At 72.3% G+C, this 15,070-nt stretch carries 14 protein-coding genes; 10 read left to right on the forward strand and 4 right to left on the reverse strand.

Features of this window, described 5'->3' with window-relative positions; all coding sequences use genetic code 11:
• Positions 1 to 92 precede the first annotated feature (92 nt).
• From B0I32_RS25120 to B0I32_RS25140, 5 genes are all read left to right on the forward strand, one after another.
• Positions 93 to 542 carry a MaoC family dehydratase N-terminal domain-containing protein gene (locus tag B0I32_RS25120; RefSeq protein WP_106243796.1) on the forward strand — a complete coding sequence of 150 codons (450 nt, stop codon included), beginning with the start codon at positions 93 to 95 and terminating at the stop codon, positions 540 to 542.
• 1 nt (position 543) lies between these two features.
• A complete protein-coding gene (locus B0I32_RS25125) occupies positions 544 to 972 on the forward strand; it encodes a MaoC family dehydratase (protein WP_106243798.1) in 429 nt (142 codons plus the stop codon).
• 191 nt (positions 973 to 1,163) lie between these two features.
• The gene (locus B0I32_RS57855) at positions 1,164 to 2,261 is read left to right on the forward strand and encodes a hypothetical protein (protein ID WP_181307759.1); all 1,098 of its coding nucleotides are present in this window, start codon (positions 1,164 to 1,166) and stop codon (positions 2,259 to 2,261) included.
• Between the two features lie 11 nt (positions 2,262 to 2,272).
• Complete coding sequence (locus B0I32_RS25135; RefSeq protein ID WP_106243802.1) at positions 2,273 to 3,310, forward strand: UDP-N-acetylmuramate dehydrogenase; 1,038 nt, start codon at positions 2,273 to 2,275, stop codon at positions 3,308 to 3,310.
• A gap of 227 nt (positions 3,311 to 3,537) precedes the next feature.
• Complete coding sequence (locus B0I32_RS25140) at positions 3,538 to 4,104, forward strand: TMEM165/GDT1 family protein (RefSeq protein WP_106243804.1); 567 nt, start codon at positions 3,538 to 3,540, stop codon at positions 4,102 to 4,104.
• Positions 4,105 to 4,117: 13 nt separating this feature from the next.
• Here B0I32_RS25140 and B0I32_RS61020 read toward each other — a convergent pair whose 3' ends face one another.
• Both B0I32_RS61020 and B0I32_RS57860 read right to left on the reverse strand, forming a co-directional pair.
• Positions 4,118 to 6,970, reverse strand: coding sequence for an ATP-binding protein (locus tag B0I32_RS61020; RefSeq protein ID WP_281262617.1), 2,853 nt, complete (start codon positions 6,968 to 6,970; stop codon positions 4,118 to 4,120).
• A gap of 122 nt (positions 6,971 to 7,092) precedes the next feature.
• Positions 7,093 to 7,242 (reverse strand): hypothetical protein, encoded by a 150-nt coding sequence (locus B0I32_RS57860; RefSeq protein WP_181307807.1) that lies wholly within the window; start codon positions 7,240 to 7,242, stop codon positions 7,093 to 7,095.
• Between the two features lie 250 nt (positions 7,243 to 7,492).
• Here B0I32_RS57860 and deoC point away from each other — a divergent pair, with 250 nt between their 5' ends.
• Genes deoC through B0I32_RS25160 form a run of 4 tightly spaced genes read left to right on the forward strand, consistent with a single transcriptional unit; the run spans position 7,493 to position 10,865 of the window.
• Positions 7,493 to 8,422 (forward strand): deoxyribose-phosphate aldolase, encoded by a 930-nt coding sequence (gene deoC / locus B0I32_RS25150; protein ID WP_106243808.1) that lies wholly within the window; start codon positions 7,493 to 7,495, stop codon positions 8,420 to 8,422.
• Between the two features lie 2 nt (positions 8,423 to 8,424).
• Positions 8,425 to 9,846 (forward strand): aldehyde dehydrogenase family protein, encoded by a 1,422-nt coding sequence (locus tag B0I32_RS25155; RefSeq protein WP_106243811.1) that lies wholly within the window; start codon positions 8,425 to 8,427, stop codon positions 9,844 to 9,846.
• The gene (locus B0I32_RS56625) at positions 9,836 to 10,024 is read left to right on the forward strand and encodes a hypothetical protein (protein ID WP_146178312.1); all 189 of its coding nucleotides are present in this window, start codon (positions 9,836 to 9,838) and stop codon (positions 10,022 to 10,024) included. The genes B0I32_RS25155 and B0I32_RS56625 overlap by 11 nt, the downstream gene beginning before the upstream one ends.
• Positions 10,017 to 10,865 (forward strand): aldehyde dehydrogenase family protein, encoded by an 849-nt coding sequence (locus B0I32_RS25160; RefSeq protein ID WP_106243813.1) that lies wholly within the window; start codon positions 10,017 to 10,019, stop codon positions 10,863 to 10,865. Before B0I32_RS56625 ends, B0I32_RS25160 begins: the two co-directional genes overlap by 8 nt.
• Positions 10,866 to 10,902: 37 nt before the next feature.
• Here B0I32_RS25160 and B0I32_RS25165 read toward each other — a convergent pair whose 3' ends face one another.
• Positions 10,903 to 12,219, reverse strand: a complete 1,317-nt coding sequence (locus B0I32_RS25165) for an FAD-binding oxidoreductase (RefSeq protein WP_106243816.1) — start codon at positions 12,217 to 12,219, stop codon at positions 10,903 to 10,905.
• Between the two features lie 163 nt (positions 12,220 to 12,382).
• Complete coding sequence (locus B0I32_RS25170) at positions 12,383 to 13,825, reverse strand: amidase (RefSeq protein ID WP_106243819.1); 1,443 nt, start codon at positions 13,823 to 13,825, stop codon at positions 12,383 to 12,385.
• 56 nt (positions 13,826 to 13,881) lie between these two features.
• On the opposite strand from B0I32_RS25170, the gene B0I32_RS25175 reads away from it, so the two are divergent.
• Positions 13,882 to 15,063 (forward strand): threonine synthase, encoded by a 1,182-nt coding sequence (locus B0I32_RS25175; protein WP_106243821.1) that lies wholly within the window; start codon positions 13,882 to 13,884, stop codon positions 15,061 to 15,063.
• Positions 15,064 to 15,070: the final 7 nt, after the last annotated feature.

The raw sequence follows: 15,070 nt of genomic DNA on the forward strand, positions 1-15,070 counted from the left end.
GCAAAAAGCAGGCCATCACCAGGGACAGCCGAACCTTGTTCTGTTAGCGTCGGCCTCATCAGCCGCCGGGACGGACATGCGAGGGAGCAGCGATGGCCCTGAATCGTGACTTCGTGGGCAGAACCTATCCGCCCAGTGCCCCGTACGAGGTCAGCCGCGTGAAGATCAGGGAGTTCGCCGCCGCGATCGGGGACCACAACCCGCTCTACCGCGACCAGGAGGCCGCCCAGGCCGCCGGATACCCCGACGTGATCGCGCCACCCACCTTCCCCATCGTGTTCAGCCTGCAGAGCGGCGGCGGGGCGCTGGTGGACCCCGATCTCGGGCTCAACCTGGCCATGGTCGTCCACGGCGAGCAGCGTTTCGAGTACACCCGGCCGGTCCACGCCGGCGACCGGCTCGTCATGACCTCCACGATCACCGACATCCGCACCGCCGGGCGCAACGAACTGCTCACCGTGAAGAGCGACGTGCGGACGGTCGAGGGTGAGCCGGTCTGCGTGACGTACAACACGATCGTCGAGCGCGGAGGGGCGGGCTGAGATGAGTGCCGCGGTGAGGTACGACGAGGTCGAGGCGGGGCAGGAGATCCCGGCCGTGGACTACAACGTGCGCCGGCTCAATCTGGTGATGTACGCCGGCGCGTCCGGCGACTTCAACCAGATCCACTGGAACGAGCGCTTCGCCAAGATGGTGGGCCTGCCCGACGTGATCGCGCACGGCATGTTCACGATGGCGCAGGCCGGGCGGTTCGTCACCGACTGGGCCGGCGATCCGGGCGCGGTGGTGGACTTCGGGGTGCGGTTCTCCTCGATGGTGGTCGTGCCCGACGACGACCAGGGGGCCACGGTCACGGTCAGCGGGGTCGTGGAGGAGAAGCTGGAGGACAAGAAGGTGGTCATCGGGCTGACCGCCCGGTCGGGCGACGCACGGGTGCTGTCCAAGGCCCGCGCGGTGGTCCAGCTCACCTGACGTCCGGGCTCACCTGACGTCCGGGCTCGCCCGGCCCCGGCTCGCCCGACACCCCGCCCGCCCGCAGGCCCGCTCGCCTCACGTCCCGCCTCGGCGGTGATAGGGCGGACGGGTCTCGGGTAGCGCGTCTCCGTATGAGTGATGTTGTGCGAAAGGTCTGGCCCACCGTTCGATCGATCCCCGTCTCCGCGGTGACCGACACCAAGCCGCCGGGTCACCTCAAACCCGCCCGGATCGAGCAGGTGGCCGGCACGGCCGGCACCGGCCGCGACACCGCGGGCGGCGCCGGCGAACCAGGCGCGGAGGCCGCCCCGGCCCCCGCGCCGGTGGCGGCGACGGGCGTCGGCACGGCGGGCACCAAGCGGACCAGGAGGAGCGCGGGAGCCGCGGCCACGCGAACGGGCGCGAGCCCCAACCCCGCCGCCGACCTGGGCTTCTCCGGCGACCCCGGCCAGCACGGCGACCCCGATGACGGGATGTTGCACGCCCAGCGCGCCTGGGACGCCTCGCTGGCCACCAACCGCCTGGACGACCAGGGCGTGAACCTCGAACGGCAGCGGGTGGAGACCAAGGGCGTCACCGCCGGCGTCGCGCTGCTGGTCGACGGCTGGCCCGAGGACGTCAGGCGGTGCGTGGAGTCGGTGATCGAGCACACCGGCGCGCACGTGCTCGCTCTCGACCTCGGCGACGTGGACGGCGCCGGCGACGTGCTGGAGGAGCTGGCCGAGCGCCACCCCGAGCGGATCACCGCCTGGCACGTGAGCGAGACACCCCACTGGCGGGGCGGCACCGCGACCTGGGGCGAGAGCAGGGCCAAGCTGCTGCGGCTGGACGAGTCCGAGGTGCACGTGCTGATGGAGACGAACGTCGTGCTCCGCGGCGACGCGCTGACCCCGCTGATCGCCGCAATCGTCGAGGGCGCGGTGGCCGCCGGGTGGAGAGGGCTGAAGCCGGTGGCGGCGGAGGAGCCCGACCCGGCCAGGGAGAGCACTGGCGACGTCGGCCCCAGGACGGTGTGGCGGGAGGCGGATCCCGGCACCGTACGGGCGCTGAGCGGCGAGCTCATCGCCGTCCGCAGGGCCCAGGCGTTCGGCGCGCTGCCCGAGGACGCCCACTACGGCCGGTACGCCGATCTGGAGCTCTCGCTGGCCCTGCCCGGCCACCTGGTCGTCCCCCACCGGCGGCTGCCGGTGACGCTGCTGGGCCGGCACGACGTGGCCGGCGACTACGCGGAGCGGGAGTCCCGGCGCAACTATGACGGGGTGCTGCGCAGGCTGCGCGCCTCATAAGCTGTCTGGTCATGGAGAACCTCGCGCCGTACACCACGCTGAGCCTGGGCGGCCCCGCCCGCGAGTTCGCCGAGGCCACCTCGGCCGAGCAGCTCGTGTCCCTGATCGCCGACGCCGACAGGAACGCGGTGCCCACGCTGGTGCTGGGCGGAGGCAGCAACGTCGTGGTGGCCGACGAGGGGTTCGACGGGCTGGTCATCAAGGTCGCGACCGAGGGTGTGACCGTCTCCCGCGACGGCGAGCAGGCCGTGGTGACGGTCGAGGCGGGCGAGGACTGGGACCGGCTCGTGGCCCGCGCGGTGGCCGAGGGCTGGTCGGGCATCGAGTGCATGTCCGGCGTGCCGGGGCAGGTGGGCTCGACGCCCATCCAGAACGTCGGCGCGTACGGCCAGGAGGTGTCCCAGACCGTCCGGTGCGTCCGCGCCTACGACCGGCTCACCCGGCAGGTGATCGACCTGGAGGCGCGGCAGTGCGGCTTCGCCTACCGCGACAGTGTCTTCAAGCGGGACCTGAGCCGGTACGTCGTGCTGGCGGTGACGTACGCGCTCGACCAGTCCGAGCTGTCCGGCCCTGTGGCTTACGAGGAGCTGGCCGCGCGGCTGGACACCGTGGCGGGAGGCCGGGTGCCGCTCGCGCGGGCCCGTGAGACCGTGCTGGCGCTGCGGCGGGGCAAGGGCATGGTGCTCGACCCCGACGACCCCGACACGAGGAGCGCCGGCTCGTTCTTCACCAACCCGATCCTCACGGCGGAGGAGGCGGAGGAGCTCGCGGTGCGGGCTCCCGGGCATCCGCGCTGGGACGTGCCGGGCGGCCTGATCAAGGTGCCCGCCGCGTGGCTGATCGAGCAGGCCGGCTACCCGAAGGGTTACGAGCGCGGCCCGGCGCGGATCTCGACCAAGCACACGCTCGCCCTCACCAACCCGACCGGCCGCGCCACCACCGCCGACCTGCTGGCCCTGGCCAGGGAGGTGCGCGACGGCGTCCGCGAGAAGTTCGGGGTGACGCTGGTCAACGAGCCGGTGCTGGTGGGCTGCACCCTGGGGGAATAGCTCCCGCGCGACGCCTGTTAGGGTGGTGCGGAATTACCGAAGGGGAGTAGTCCCAATCGCGTGGTCGACACACTGGCGCTTCACCGCGCCCGGTCACGCGGGCCTCAGACGGGCGGACGAGACCTTCGGCCTGGCAGTCATGGTGACCAAGACGCTGCCGGGCCGAAGTCGTGCCCGAAAAACTCCCCGGGCGTCTGCTTCCGGCCCGGTCGCGCGGAAGAGGACCGTTGGAAGCGTTCTGGATCAGTCTCGCCGTCATCTTCGTGGCGGAACTGGGCGACAAGAGCCAGTTGATGGCGATGACCTTCGCGACCCGTTTCAAGGCCTGGCCCGTGCTGGCCGGCATCACGATCGCGACGACCGTCGTGCACCTGCTCAGCGTGGCCGTGGGCGGCCTGATCGGCGGCGCGCTGCCGACGACGGCGATCAGCGTGGTGGCCGGGCTGGCCTTCCTCGCGTTCGCCGTGTGGACGTGGCGGGGCGACGAGCTGACCGAGGAGGAGTCGAAGAAGGCCCAGCGCACCACCAGGAACGCCCTGATCGCGGTGACGGTGGCGTTCTTCCTGAGCGAGCTGGGCGACAAGACCATGCTGGCCACCATCACGCTGGCCACCCGGCACGACTGGGTGGGCACCTGGATCGGCTCCACGGTCGGCATGGTGGCCGCGGACGCGCTGGCCATCGTGGTGGGGCGGCTGCTCGGCAAGCACCTGCCCGAGAAGGTCATCCGTTACGGCGCCGCCGCCGCGTTCGCCGTCTTCGGCGTCGTGCTGCTGGTCGAAGCCCTCATCTAGCCGGCAGCGACGCTCAGGACAGCAGGGACAGCCGGTGGGCCGCCGCGGCGGCCTCGCCGCGCGTGGTGACGCCGAGCTTGCCCAGGATGTTGGACACGTGCACGCTCACCGTCTTAGCCGAGATGAACAGCTCGGCGGCGATGTCACGGTTGGTGCGGCCCTGGGTCACCAGGCGCAGCACCTCCAGCTCGCGCGGCGTCAGCAGCTCAGACGGCTCCTGCGCCTCCTGGAGGCCGCCGACCCGGCGGGCCAGCATCTCGATCTCCTCCACCAGCGGAGTCGCCCGCAGCGCCTTGGCCAGCGGCAGCGCCGCCTTCAGCCGTACCGCCGCGCCCTCCCTGTCGCCGGCCGTGGCGGCCACGGAGGCGGCGCGCAGCAGGGCCTTGGACTGGTTGTGCGGGCGCTGCAGCCGCTCCCAGGCCGCCGCCGCGGCGTCGAAGTCGCCGGAGTAGGACAGCCGGTACGCCTCCACGACCGGCCCGATCACCGACAGCATGGCGGCCACCTCGGCGGCCTGCGCCCGCACCGCGGCGGCCCGTTCGCGCTCGGTGTCCTGGGCGGCGTCGCAGACCGTGCGCAGCAGCGCGAGCAGCCGCCAGCCCAGCATGGCCTTGCTCGACTGCTTCGGTTGGGAGAGCACCTGCTCGGCCACGCCGAGCGCGGCGCCCGGCTCGCCCCTCGTCAGGTGCCAGCCGATGAGCAGCCGGGCGTTGCTGATGATGTCCTGGACGAACTCCTCGGGACGGTTCTTGGACACGCCGACCTCGGCCAGGATGCCCTCGACGAGCTGCAGCTCGCCTCTGGCCAGGGCGATGTCGGCGCGTACCCGCAGCAGGCTGTAGCGGGTGCGCAGCACGGGGCCGTGGCTGAGCGCGGTGTCGACGATCTCGATGGCCTCGTCCCAGCGGCCGAGGGTCTCCAGCACCTCGGCCCAGTTGTTGGCGATGAACAGGCCGCTGCCGCGCAGGCGCCCGTACTTCTTGGCGACCGTCCAGCCGTGCTCGGCCATGCGCAGGGCGTCGTCCTGGCGCCCCATGTCGAGCAGCGCGTCGATGTTGTTGCCCATCGCCCGGGTGATCAGGCGGCCCGCGCCCTCCTCCCGGCCGATGGCCAGCGCCTGCTCGTTGACGGCGATGGTGGACTCGATCTCGCCGTTGAGCGAGTGGCCGAGGGCCCGGTTCATCAGCAGGTCGCCTTCGAGGCAGCGGTCGCCGTGCTCCCTGACCCAGCGCAGGCCCTCGATGATGAGCTCGTTGGCCTCCTCGATCTCGCCCCTCAGCATCAGGTGGCGGCTGAGCGGCGTGACGACCTCGGCCCGGTCGAGGCTGTTCTCGGGGACGAGCCGCAGCGCGTGCCGCAGGTCGTCGATGACGCCCGCCTGCCCCTTGGAGTTCTTCAGCCCGGCCCTGCGCACGATGAGCTGGGCCACGCGGCCGGGCTCGCGGGTCTCGTCCAGCTGGGACAGCGCGGCCTTGACGAACTTGCTGGCCTTGTCGGCGTCGCCGCCGGAGTTGGCGGCCTCGGAGGCCCGCTCCAGCACGCCGGTGTGGTCGCAGCCGATCAGCTCGGCCGCGTCGGGCACCCGGTCCCAGAGCGTGAGCACGCGTTCGAGCAGCGGGACCGCCTCGGTGTAGGCGAACGCCTTGGACGACTTGCGGGCCGCCTCCCAGGCGGAGATCAGCGCCCAGCGGTCGTTGCGGGCGCCGTACCAGTGGTGGGCCAGCTCGACGGCGGCCCGGTCGGACGGGACGAGCGTGCGGTCCTTGGAGATCTCCTCGGCGAACCTGCTGTGCAGGCGCTGGTGCTCGCCCGGCAGCAGCTCGTCGTGCACGGCCTCGCGGATGAGGGAGTGGCGGAAGACGTACGCTCTGCTGTCGGCGATCTGCAGCACGTTGCCCATGATGGCGGGGCGGAGCGCGGTCTCCAGGTCGACGTCGGACAAGCCGCTGACGGCGGCCAGCAGCGCGTGGCCGACCCGGTTGCCGCCGGCGGCGGCGACGCGCAGCACGCGCTGGGTCTCCTCGGGCAGCCGCTCGACGCAGCCGAGGATGAGGTCCTGCATCGAGTCGGGGAACGTGCACTCGTCGCCGCTCTCCAGCATGGCCTCGACGAACAGCGGGATGCCCTCGCTGCGCTCGTAGACCGTGTCGACCTTGCCGTAGGCGGGGGTGCGGCCGAGGATCGCGGTCATCTGCTGGGCGACCTCGTCCCGCGACAGGCGGGGCAGGTCGAGGCGGTGCACGCCGTGCACCCGGCCCAGCTCGGCCAGCACCGGCCTGAGCGGATGCTGGCGGTGCAGGTCGTCGGAGCGGTAGGTCATGACGATCAGGACCTGCGGCGTGTGCAGGTTGCGGCTGAGGAAGGCGATGAGGTCGCGGCTGGACCTGTCGGCCCAGTGGATGTCCTCGATGACCAGGATGGTGGGGCGGTGCTCGGCGAGGCGTTCGAGCAGGCTGAGGAACTGCTCGAAGAGCCGGGCGCGGCCGGTCTCCGTCTCGCCGTCGCGGCTGGGCTCGCCGAACTCGGGCAGCAGCCGGGCGAGGTCGCGCTCGGCCCCTTCCGGCAGCAGCCCGGCCACCGCTGCCGGACCCTGCTCCCTGACGAGCTGGCGCAGCGCGGCGGTGAAGGGCGCGTAGGCCAGGCCCTCGGTGGACAGCTCGACGCAGCCGCCGAACAGGACGTGGGCGCCGCCGGCGGTGCGGCTCGCCGCGAATCGCTGGACGAGCCTGGTCTTGCCGACCCCGGCCTCGCCCCCCAGCAGGACCGCCGTGACCTTGCCTTTGATGGCCTCGTCGAAGCTTTCGGCCAGAGCCGCCAGCTCCTCTTCCCGTCCGACGAAGACGGGACTTACCGAACGTCCCCGCATGTCATCCAGCATGCCATTCCACATCCGCTGCTTTCGACGTTTTTTGTGGTGGTTCGCGGGGTTCTACGGGCCCCGTGCGACCCGGCCGCGCGGATGCCGGCGGCCGGGTGCTCGTGGAGTGGTCATGAGGAACGGCGCTTGCCGAAGAGCGAACGGCGCTCGCTCTTGTTGCCCTGCTCCGCCTCGCGGACGCGGCGGTGGTGGGCGGCCGCCCGGCGCAGCTCGCTCGCGTGGTTCTTCATGAGCTCGAACTCGATCTCGGGGTTCATCATCCTCATCCTTTGCTGTGGTGCTTTTTCCTGACATCTTCAAGAATCGGGCTAAGGCCCGGCCCGCCACATCGGGTGGATGTCCTATCTCCTGCGCGGGCTCAGGCCCGGAATCCCTATGTAGGCGTGCGCGGAGGCGTACGGCATGCCTAGAAGAGGGGACGGCATGCCTAGGACCTGCGCCCGCGCTGCCCTAAGGTGATCCGGTTTGGAGGTAGAGGCCCTGGTCGGCGATGCTGTCTAGGTGTCAACTGTGACTACCTCGCTCGCGGACGTCGCCTCGTCCGACTCGGCGTTGCGAGCCTTCCTGCACGGCCTGCCCGGGGTTGACCGGGTCGGCGCGGACCAGCGGGCGGCGATGCTCGGCACCCGTTCGATCAAGACCACGGCCAAGGCCCAGGCCATCGACCTGGCCATCTCCATGGTGGACCTGACGACCCTCGAAGGAGCCGACACGGACGGCAAGGTGCGCGCGATGTGCGCCAAGGCCGTGCGGCCCGGCGGCGACGCCCCCTCGGTGGCCGCCGTCTGCGTCTATCCCGACCTGGTGGCGGTGGCCGTCGAGGCGCTGAAGGGCACGGGCGTCAAGGTCGCCTCCGTCGCCACCGCCTTCCCCAGCGGGCGCACCTCGCTGGAGGTCAAGGTGAGCGACACCACGCTCGCGGTGGCCGCGGGCGCCGACGAGATCGACATGGTGATCGACCGGGGCGCCTTCCTGGCCGGCCACTACATGAAGGTCTACGAACAGATCGTCGCGGTGAAGGCGGCCTGCGGCTCGGCCCACCTGAAGGTGATCCTGGAGACCGGAGAGCTGGCCACCTACGACAACGTGCGGCGCGCCTCCTGGCTGGCCATGCTGGCCGGCGCCGACTTCATCAAGACCTCCACCGGCAAGGTCGCCCCGGCGGCGACGCCGCCGGTGACGCTGATCATGCTGGAGGCCGTACGCGACTTCCGCGACGCGACGGGACGCCAGATCGGCGTGAAGCCGGCCGGCGGGATCCGCAGCACGAAGGACGCGATCAAGAACCTGGTGCTGGTCAACGAGACGGCGGGCGACGACTGGCTCACCCCCGAGTGGTTCCGGCTCGGCGCCTCCTCGCTGCTCAACGACCTGCTGATGCAGCGCCAGAAGCTGGCCACCGGCCGCTACGCGGGCCCCGACTACTTCACCCTGGACTGACGATGTTCGAATATGCACCGGCCCCCGAGTCGCGCGACGTCGTTGACCTGAAGTCCTCCTACGGGCTGTTCATCAACGGTGAGTTCGTCGACGGCTCCGGCACTCCGTTCAAGACCGTCAATCCCGCCACCGAGGAGACGCTGGCGGAGGTCGCCACGGCCTCCTCCGACGACGTCGACCGCGCCGTGCAGGCGGCACGCAAGGCGTTCGGCGTCTGGAGCGCGCTGCCCGGCGCCGAACGCGCCAAATACCTGTTCCGCATCGCGCGGATCATCCAGGAGCGGGCCAGGGAGCTGGCCGTGCTGGAGTCGCTCGACAACGGCAAGCCGATCCGCGAGTCGCGCGACGTGGACGTGCCGCTCGTGGCCGCCCACTTCTTCTACTACGCCGGCTGGGCCGACAAGCTGGAGTACGCCGGGTTCGGCAGTGCCAAGCCGCTCGGCGTGGCCGGCCAGGTCATCCCGTGGAACTTCCCGCTGCTCATGCTGGCCTGGAAGATCGCCCCGGCGCTGGCCTGCGGCAACACGGTGGTGCTCAAGCCGGCCGAGACGACGCCGCTGACCGCGCTGCTGTTCGCCGACATCTGCCGCCAGGCCGACCTGCCGCCCGGCGTGGTCAACATCGTCACCGGCGCGGGCGAGACCGGCGCCGCCGTGGTGGCCCACCCCGACGTGAACAAGGTGGCCTTCACCGGCTCCACCGAGGTCGGCCGGATCATCGCGAGGACGGTGGCCGGCACCGGCAAGAAGCTCACCCTGGAGCTGGGCGGCAAGGCCGCCAACATCGTGTTCGACGACGCGGCCGTGGACCAGGCGGTGGAGGGGATCGTCAACGGGATCTTCTTCAACCAGGGCCACGTGTGCTGCGCGGGGTCGCGGCTGCTGGTGCAGGAGTCGATCCAGGAGGAGCTGCTGGCCGCGCTCAAGCGCCGGCTGGGCACGCTGCGCCTGGGCGACCCGCTGGACAAGAACACCGACATCGGCGCCATCAACTCCGCCGAGCAGCTGGCCAAGATCCGGCGGCTCAGCGACCTCGGCGAGTCCGAGGGGGCCGAGCGCTGGTCGCCCGCGTGCGAGCTGCCCGGCAAGGGGTTCTGGTTCCCGCCGACGCTGTTCACCGGGGTGGCGCAGTCCCACAGCGTCGCCAGGGAGGAGATCTTCGGGCCTGTGCTGTCGGTGCTGACCTTCCGCACCCCGGCCGAGGCGGTGGAGAAGGCCAACAACACGCCGTACGGGCTGTCGGCGGGGGTCTGGACAGAGAAGGGCTCCCGCATCCTGTGGATGGCCGACCGGCTCAGGGCCGGCGTGGTCTGGGCCAACACCTTCAACAAGTTCGACCCGGCCTCGCCCTTCGGCGGGTTCAAGGAGTCCGGGTTCGGGCGCGAAGGCGGACGCCATGGTCTGGAGGCCTACCTTGAGGTGTGACAGCCGCCGGCCGCGCCGGCGCGACCAGGTGACCAGGGGCCACGCCTTCGCCAGGGCCGGCCGACCGGTGCGCGAGGGCTGGTTCGCCCACCGCTGCGGCGTCAGCCGGTGCGGCCAGATCTTCGTACCGGTGCAGGTGGAGCAGGAGTCCACGTGGAAGGGGCGCGGCGATGAGTAGGTTGTCCGTCAGAAAGACCTACAAGCTCTACATCGGCGGGGCGTTCCCGCGCTCGGAGAGTGGGAGGTCCTATCCCGTGACCTCGGCCAAGGGAGACTTCCTCGCCAACGCCTCGCGGGCCTCGCGCAAGGACGCCCGCGACGCGGTGGTGGCGGCGCGCAAGGCGTTCCCCGGCTGGTCGGGCGCGACCGCCTACAACCGGGGGCAGATCCTCTACCGAATCGCCGAGATGCTGGAGGGCCGGCGCGCGCAGTTCGCCGACGAGCTCGGCGGCGGCAAGCGGGCGGCCCTGGAGCAGGTGGACGCGACCGTCGACCGGCTGGTCTGGTACGCCGGCTGGTCCGACAAGATCGCTTCGGTGCACGGCGCGGCCAACCCCGTGGCCGGGCCCTACTTCAACCTGTCCACGCCCGAGCCGACCGGCGTGGTGGCCGTGGTCGCGCCCGCCGATCCGCTGCTCGGCCTGGTGTCGGTGGTGGCCCCGGCGATCGTGACCGGCAACACCTGCGTCGTGGTCGCCTCGGAGCCGTCGCCGCTGGGCGCGATCACGCTGTCGGAGGTCCTCGCCACCTCCGACCTGCCGGGCGGGGTCGTCAACGTGCTGACCGGGCGGCAGAGCGAACTGGCGCCGTGGCTGGCCGCCCACATGGACGTCAACGCGATCGACCTGACCGGGGTCGCGGACGCCGACCTGGCGCTCAGCTGTGAGCAGGCCGCCGCCGAGAACCTCAAGCGGGTGCTGCGGCCGGCGGCGGCGCCGGACTGGGCGGCCGATCCGGGGATCGGTCGCATGACGGCCTTCCTGGAGACCAAGACGGTCTGGCACCCCGTCGGCATCTGATCAGCGCGTCGGATCACCGCATCCCCTCGGCCTGGTCTCAGGCTGGGGGGATGTTGTGGTTCAGCCGGAACAGGTTCTGCGCGTCCCACGTGGTCTTGAGCCTGGTCAGGCGCTCGTAGTCGGCCGGTTCGTACGCCCTGCGCACGTTCTGCGGCGTGGCCTGGTCGCCGTACAGGAAGTTCAGCACCTGCCCGCCCGTCGCCCACGGCGACAGCGCCCGCGTGACGACCTCGTGGGCCGCGCGCACGGCCGTCAGGTCGGAGCCCGGGGCCAGGCCTGGGGTCAGCATGCCGGCGTAGTAGAGCGCGTCCCTGTTCCCCACCGAGTTGGCCGCTGACTGTGGCTTGGTCAGCGCGCCGCCGAGGTGGCGTACCTCGACCACGGCCCGCGCGCCGAGCAGCGCCCCCAGCGCCTCCTCCGGCAGCTCGCGCAGCAGTGAGTGGGTGGAGTAGTAGCCGGAGGGCTTCGTGGGGTCGTTGTGGATGGCGGCCGAGCCGGTGTAGGGCAGCTCGCCCACGGTGTCCGTCAGCCGGGGGCCGACCGCGCGCAGAGGAGCCAGCAGCTCCTCGCCCTCGGCCGCCTCTCCGGTGTACGCGACGCGTACATGGGCCACGGTCTGGCCGCGGAAGGGCGCGGGGGCGTGCGGCGAGTCGGGGAACGGGATGACGGCGATCGAGGAGGTCATCTCCTCGGGCAGCGACCGCGTCCAGTCCCGCCAGGCGCGCAGCGCGGGCCCGGCGAGGTCGGTGCCGAAGTAGAGCGCGCCGCCGTAGAGCCGCTGGACGGGCACGAGGCCGATCTCCAGCGCGGTGGCCACGCCGAAGTTGCCCCGGCCGCCCACCAGCGCCCAGAACAGGTCGGGGTCGCCGTCAGGGGTGACGCGGCGGAGCTCGGCGTCGGCCGTGACGACCTCGACGGCGCGCACCTGGTCGGCGGCGTACCCGTAGCGCCTGGCCATGAGGCCGATGCCCCCGCCCAGCGTGTACGAGACCGCCCCCACGACCGGCGACGAGCCGGACAGCGGGGCCAGCCCGTGCCCGGCCGCCGCTTCGATGACCTGCTCCCAGCGCACGCCCGCCTCGATGCGCGCGGTGCCGGCGGCCGGGTCGATCGTGACGGCGTTCATCACGCCGGTGGTGATGAGCAGGCCGCCCTCGGCGGCGACGGGCAGGCCGTGCCCGGTCGCCTGCACCGCGACGGGCAGCCCGCGCGCGGCGGCCTGGGACACCGCCTGCCGGACGTCATCGGCGCTCGCGGCCGGGACGATGAGCTCTGGGCGATGGGAGGCGAGCGTCTGGAAGCCGGCTCGCTCGGCGTCATATGCGGAATCGTGCTGGTCAAGGGTGGAACTCATGGTTCCAGCCTGTCGGCCGCGCTGTCATAAGTCCAAGAGATGGATCTGCTGATCACCAGAAGTGAGCGTTATGGAAGGTTCGTAGTGGCTCAGGACGGCTGGGGACAGCTGGGACGGCCTCGGCGGGACGGCCCGGGACGGCCTCGGGACGGCTCGGGACGGCTCAGTAGGTGAAGCCCGGCGGTCTGAGCGGCGGATGCGCGGACTGGAGCTGGGCGGCCAGGCCGAGCAGGTGGGGCTCGCCGCCGGGCGGCGCCACGAGCTGGACGGCGATCGGCAGCCCGCAGGAATGGGTGGCCAGGGGGACGGCCATGGCGGGCCAGCCGCACATGTTCCACGGGCCCGTGGCGGGGGCGTACCTGATGTTGGTCTGCGCGTTGCGCAGCAGGCCACGCCGCCCGTAGCGCTCGGCCCGCGGCGCGACGGCGGCCAGGGCGGGCATGATCAGCACGTCCGCGTCGCCGAGCCACTGGTCGGCGCCGTACCCGTGCCAGCGCGCGCGACTCCGCGCGCCGTCCAGCTTGAGCGCGGCGAGCACCCGGCCGGCCCGGGCCAGCGCGCGGGTCCGGCGTTCGAGCCGCCACCGGTCCAGCCCTTCGACCGACTCGGCGGCCCTGACCAGCCACGTCGCGACCGTGGCCGGGCCGAGCCAGGCGGGCAGCGTGCCGTCGTGCTCGACCACCGTGTGCCCGGCCAGGCGCAGCGTCTCCGCCGCCCCGCGCACCGCGGCCCGGAACTCCTTGTCGACCGGCAGTCCGGGCGGCAGCGGCTGCGGCGCGTAGGCCACCCGCAGGTCGAACGGCTCGGGGCCGGCGGGCGGCGGCTGCGGCTCCCACACCTCGTCGTCGTCCGCCCAGACCGAGCGGAGCATGCGCGGCACGGGCTCGACCCGGCGGCCGCCGCGCCACGCCTCCGCCAGCGACGGGTCCGCGGCCAGCACGGACAGCGCCAGCGACAGGTCGGCGGCGGTCGTGGCGATCGGGCCGTTCTCGGTCAGCCGGTCCCAGTCGTCCGTCGGCGGCGGCACCAGATCCGCGCCCGGCTTGATCGCCAGCACGCCGCAGCAGGCCGCGGGGATGCGCAACGAGCCCATGCCGTCGTTGCCGAGCGCGATCGGCACCATGCCCGCCGCCACCGCCGCGGCGCTGCCCGCCGACGATCCCCCCGCCGTGCGCGCGGGGTTCCAGGGGTTGCGTACGACGCCGTACGCGCTGTCGCCGAACGCCACCAGCCCCAGCTCCGGCAGGTTGGTCACGCCGATGACCACCGCGCCCGCCGCGCGCAGCCGTGCCACCGTCACGTGGTCCTCGGCCGCCGGTGCGTCGGAGGTGGCGGCCGACCCGCCGCGGGTGGCCTCGCCCGCGACCTCCAGGTTGTCTTTGACTGCGACCGGCACGCCCGCGAGCGGCAGATCCGGCAGATCGCGCCGTCTCTGCAGCTCCCGCGCCTCGTCCACGGCCTGCTCCCTGACCGCACGGAACGCCCCGACCCTGGTGTCCCGCTCCGAGATGGCATGGAGATGCTCCTCGACGACGGTCGTGGCCTTGACGTCCCCGTGCCGTACGGCCGTCGCGATCTCGATGGCGGACCTGCCTGCCCACAACATGATTCGAGTCTGCAGGTTTTCCCGCATCGTGGCGAGGCTCGATAGGGTCGATCCACGTGAACGGATCTTCGCTCGCCCTGCGCCAGCGTTCGCTGGGCGACCCCTCGGCCGAATATCCCCTGTTCCCGCCGCTGACGCGGGGCTGCCCCAGGACCAGCACCGACGAGATCGCCTATCCGCTCGACGTCGTGTACGACTACGCGAAGGCGGACCGCGCCCTGTTCGACCAGGAGCCGGGCCCCGACCTCGCGCGGTGGTCCCCGCTGCTGCCGCCCCTGGCGGTGCCCACGCTGGGGGAGGGCGGGACGCCGCTGGTGGAGTTCGGGGACGTGCACATCAAGGACGAATCACGCAATCCGACGTGGTCGCACAAGGACCGGCTCAACCGGGTCGCGGTCAGCGCCGCCGTGGCCGCCGGCGCGCCCGGCGTGGTGGTGGCCTCCTCGGGCAACCACGGCGCCTCCGCCGCCGCCTACGCGGCCAGGGCCGGGCTGCCCGCCATCGTGCTCTCCTCGGCCGACTCGCCGCCGGCCGTGCAGACGTTCGCCCGCGCGTACGGGGCGAAGGTCGTGTCCGTGCCGGTCGCGGCGCGCTGGCCGCTGCTGCGGGAGGTCGTCGACCGGCTCGGCTACCACCCGGTCAGCAACCAGACCGTCACCCACACCGGGCACCCGTTCGGGCCCGAAGGCTACAAGACGATCGCGTACGAGCTGTTCCTGCAGCTCGGCCGGACGGTGCCGGCGGCCGTCCTCGTGCCCACCGGCTACGCCGAGCTGCTCTACGGGGTGTGGAAGGGCTTCACCGAGCTGCGGCTGCTCGGGCTGGCGGAGCGGACGCCGCGGATGTTCTCCTGCGAGTCGGCCGCCGGTGGGCCGCACGCCAGGGCCCTGGCCACCGGCGCGCCCGCCGCGATCGTCGAGCTGGGCCCCACCGAGGCGTACAGCGTCGCGGGCACCGTCGGCGGGCACCGGGGCGTGCTGGCCGTGCGCGACAGCGGCGGCGAGGCCGTGCTGGTCACCGACGACGAGCTGCGGCGGGCGCAGCGCGACCTGGCCGGGCAGGGGCTGTGGCAGGAGCTGTCGGGCGCGGCGGGGCTGGCCGGGTACCGGAGGCTGCGGCGCGAGTTCGACGGGCCCGTGGTGTGTGTGGCGACGTCCAGCGGGTTCAAGGACATGGGGGTGGGCGGGGAGCGGCATCCGATGATCGAGAACCCGACGCTGGACGATCTCGTCAACTGACGTACGG

The sequence above is a fragment of the Nonomuraea fuscirosea genome (genome assembly GCF_003001935.1).
Classification (GTDB): Bacteria; Actinomycetota; Actinomycetes; order Streptosporangiales; family Streptosporangiaceae; genus Nonomuraea; species Nonomuraea fuscirosea.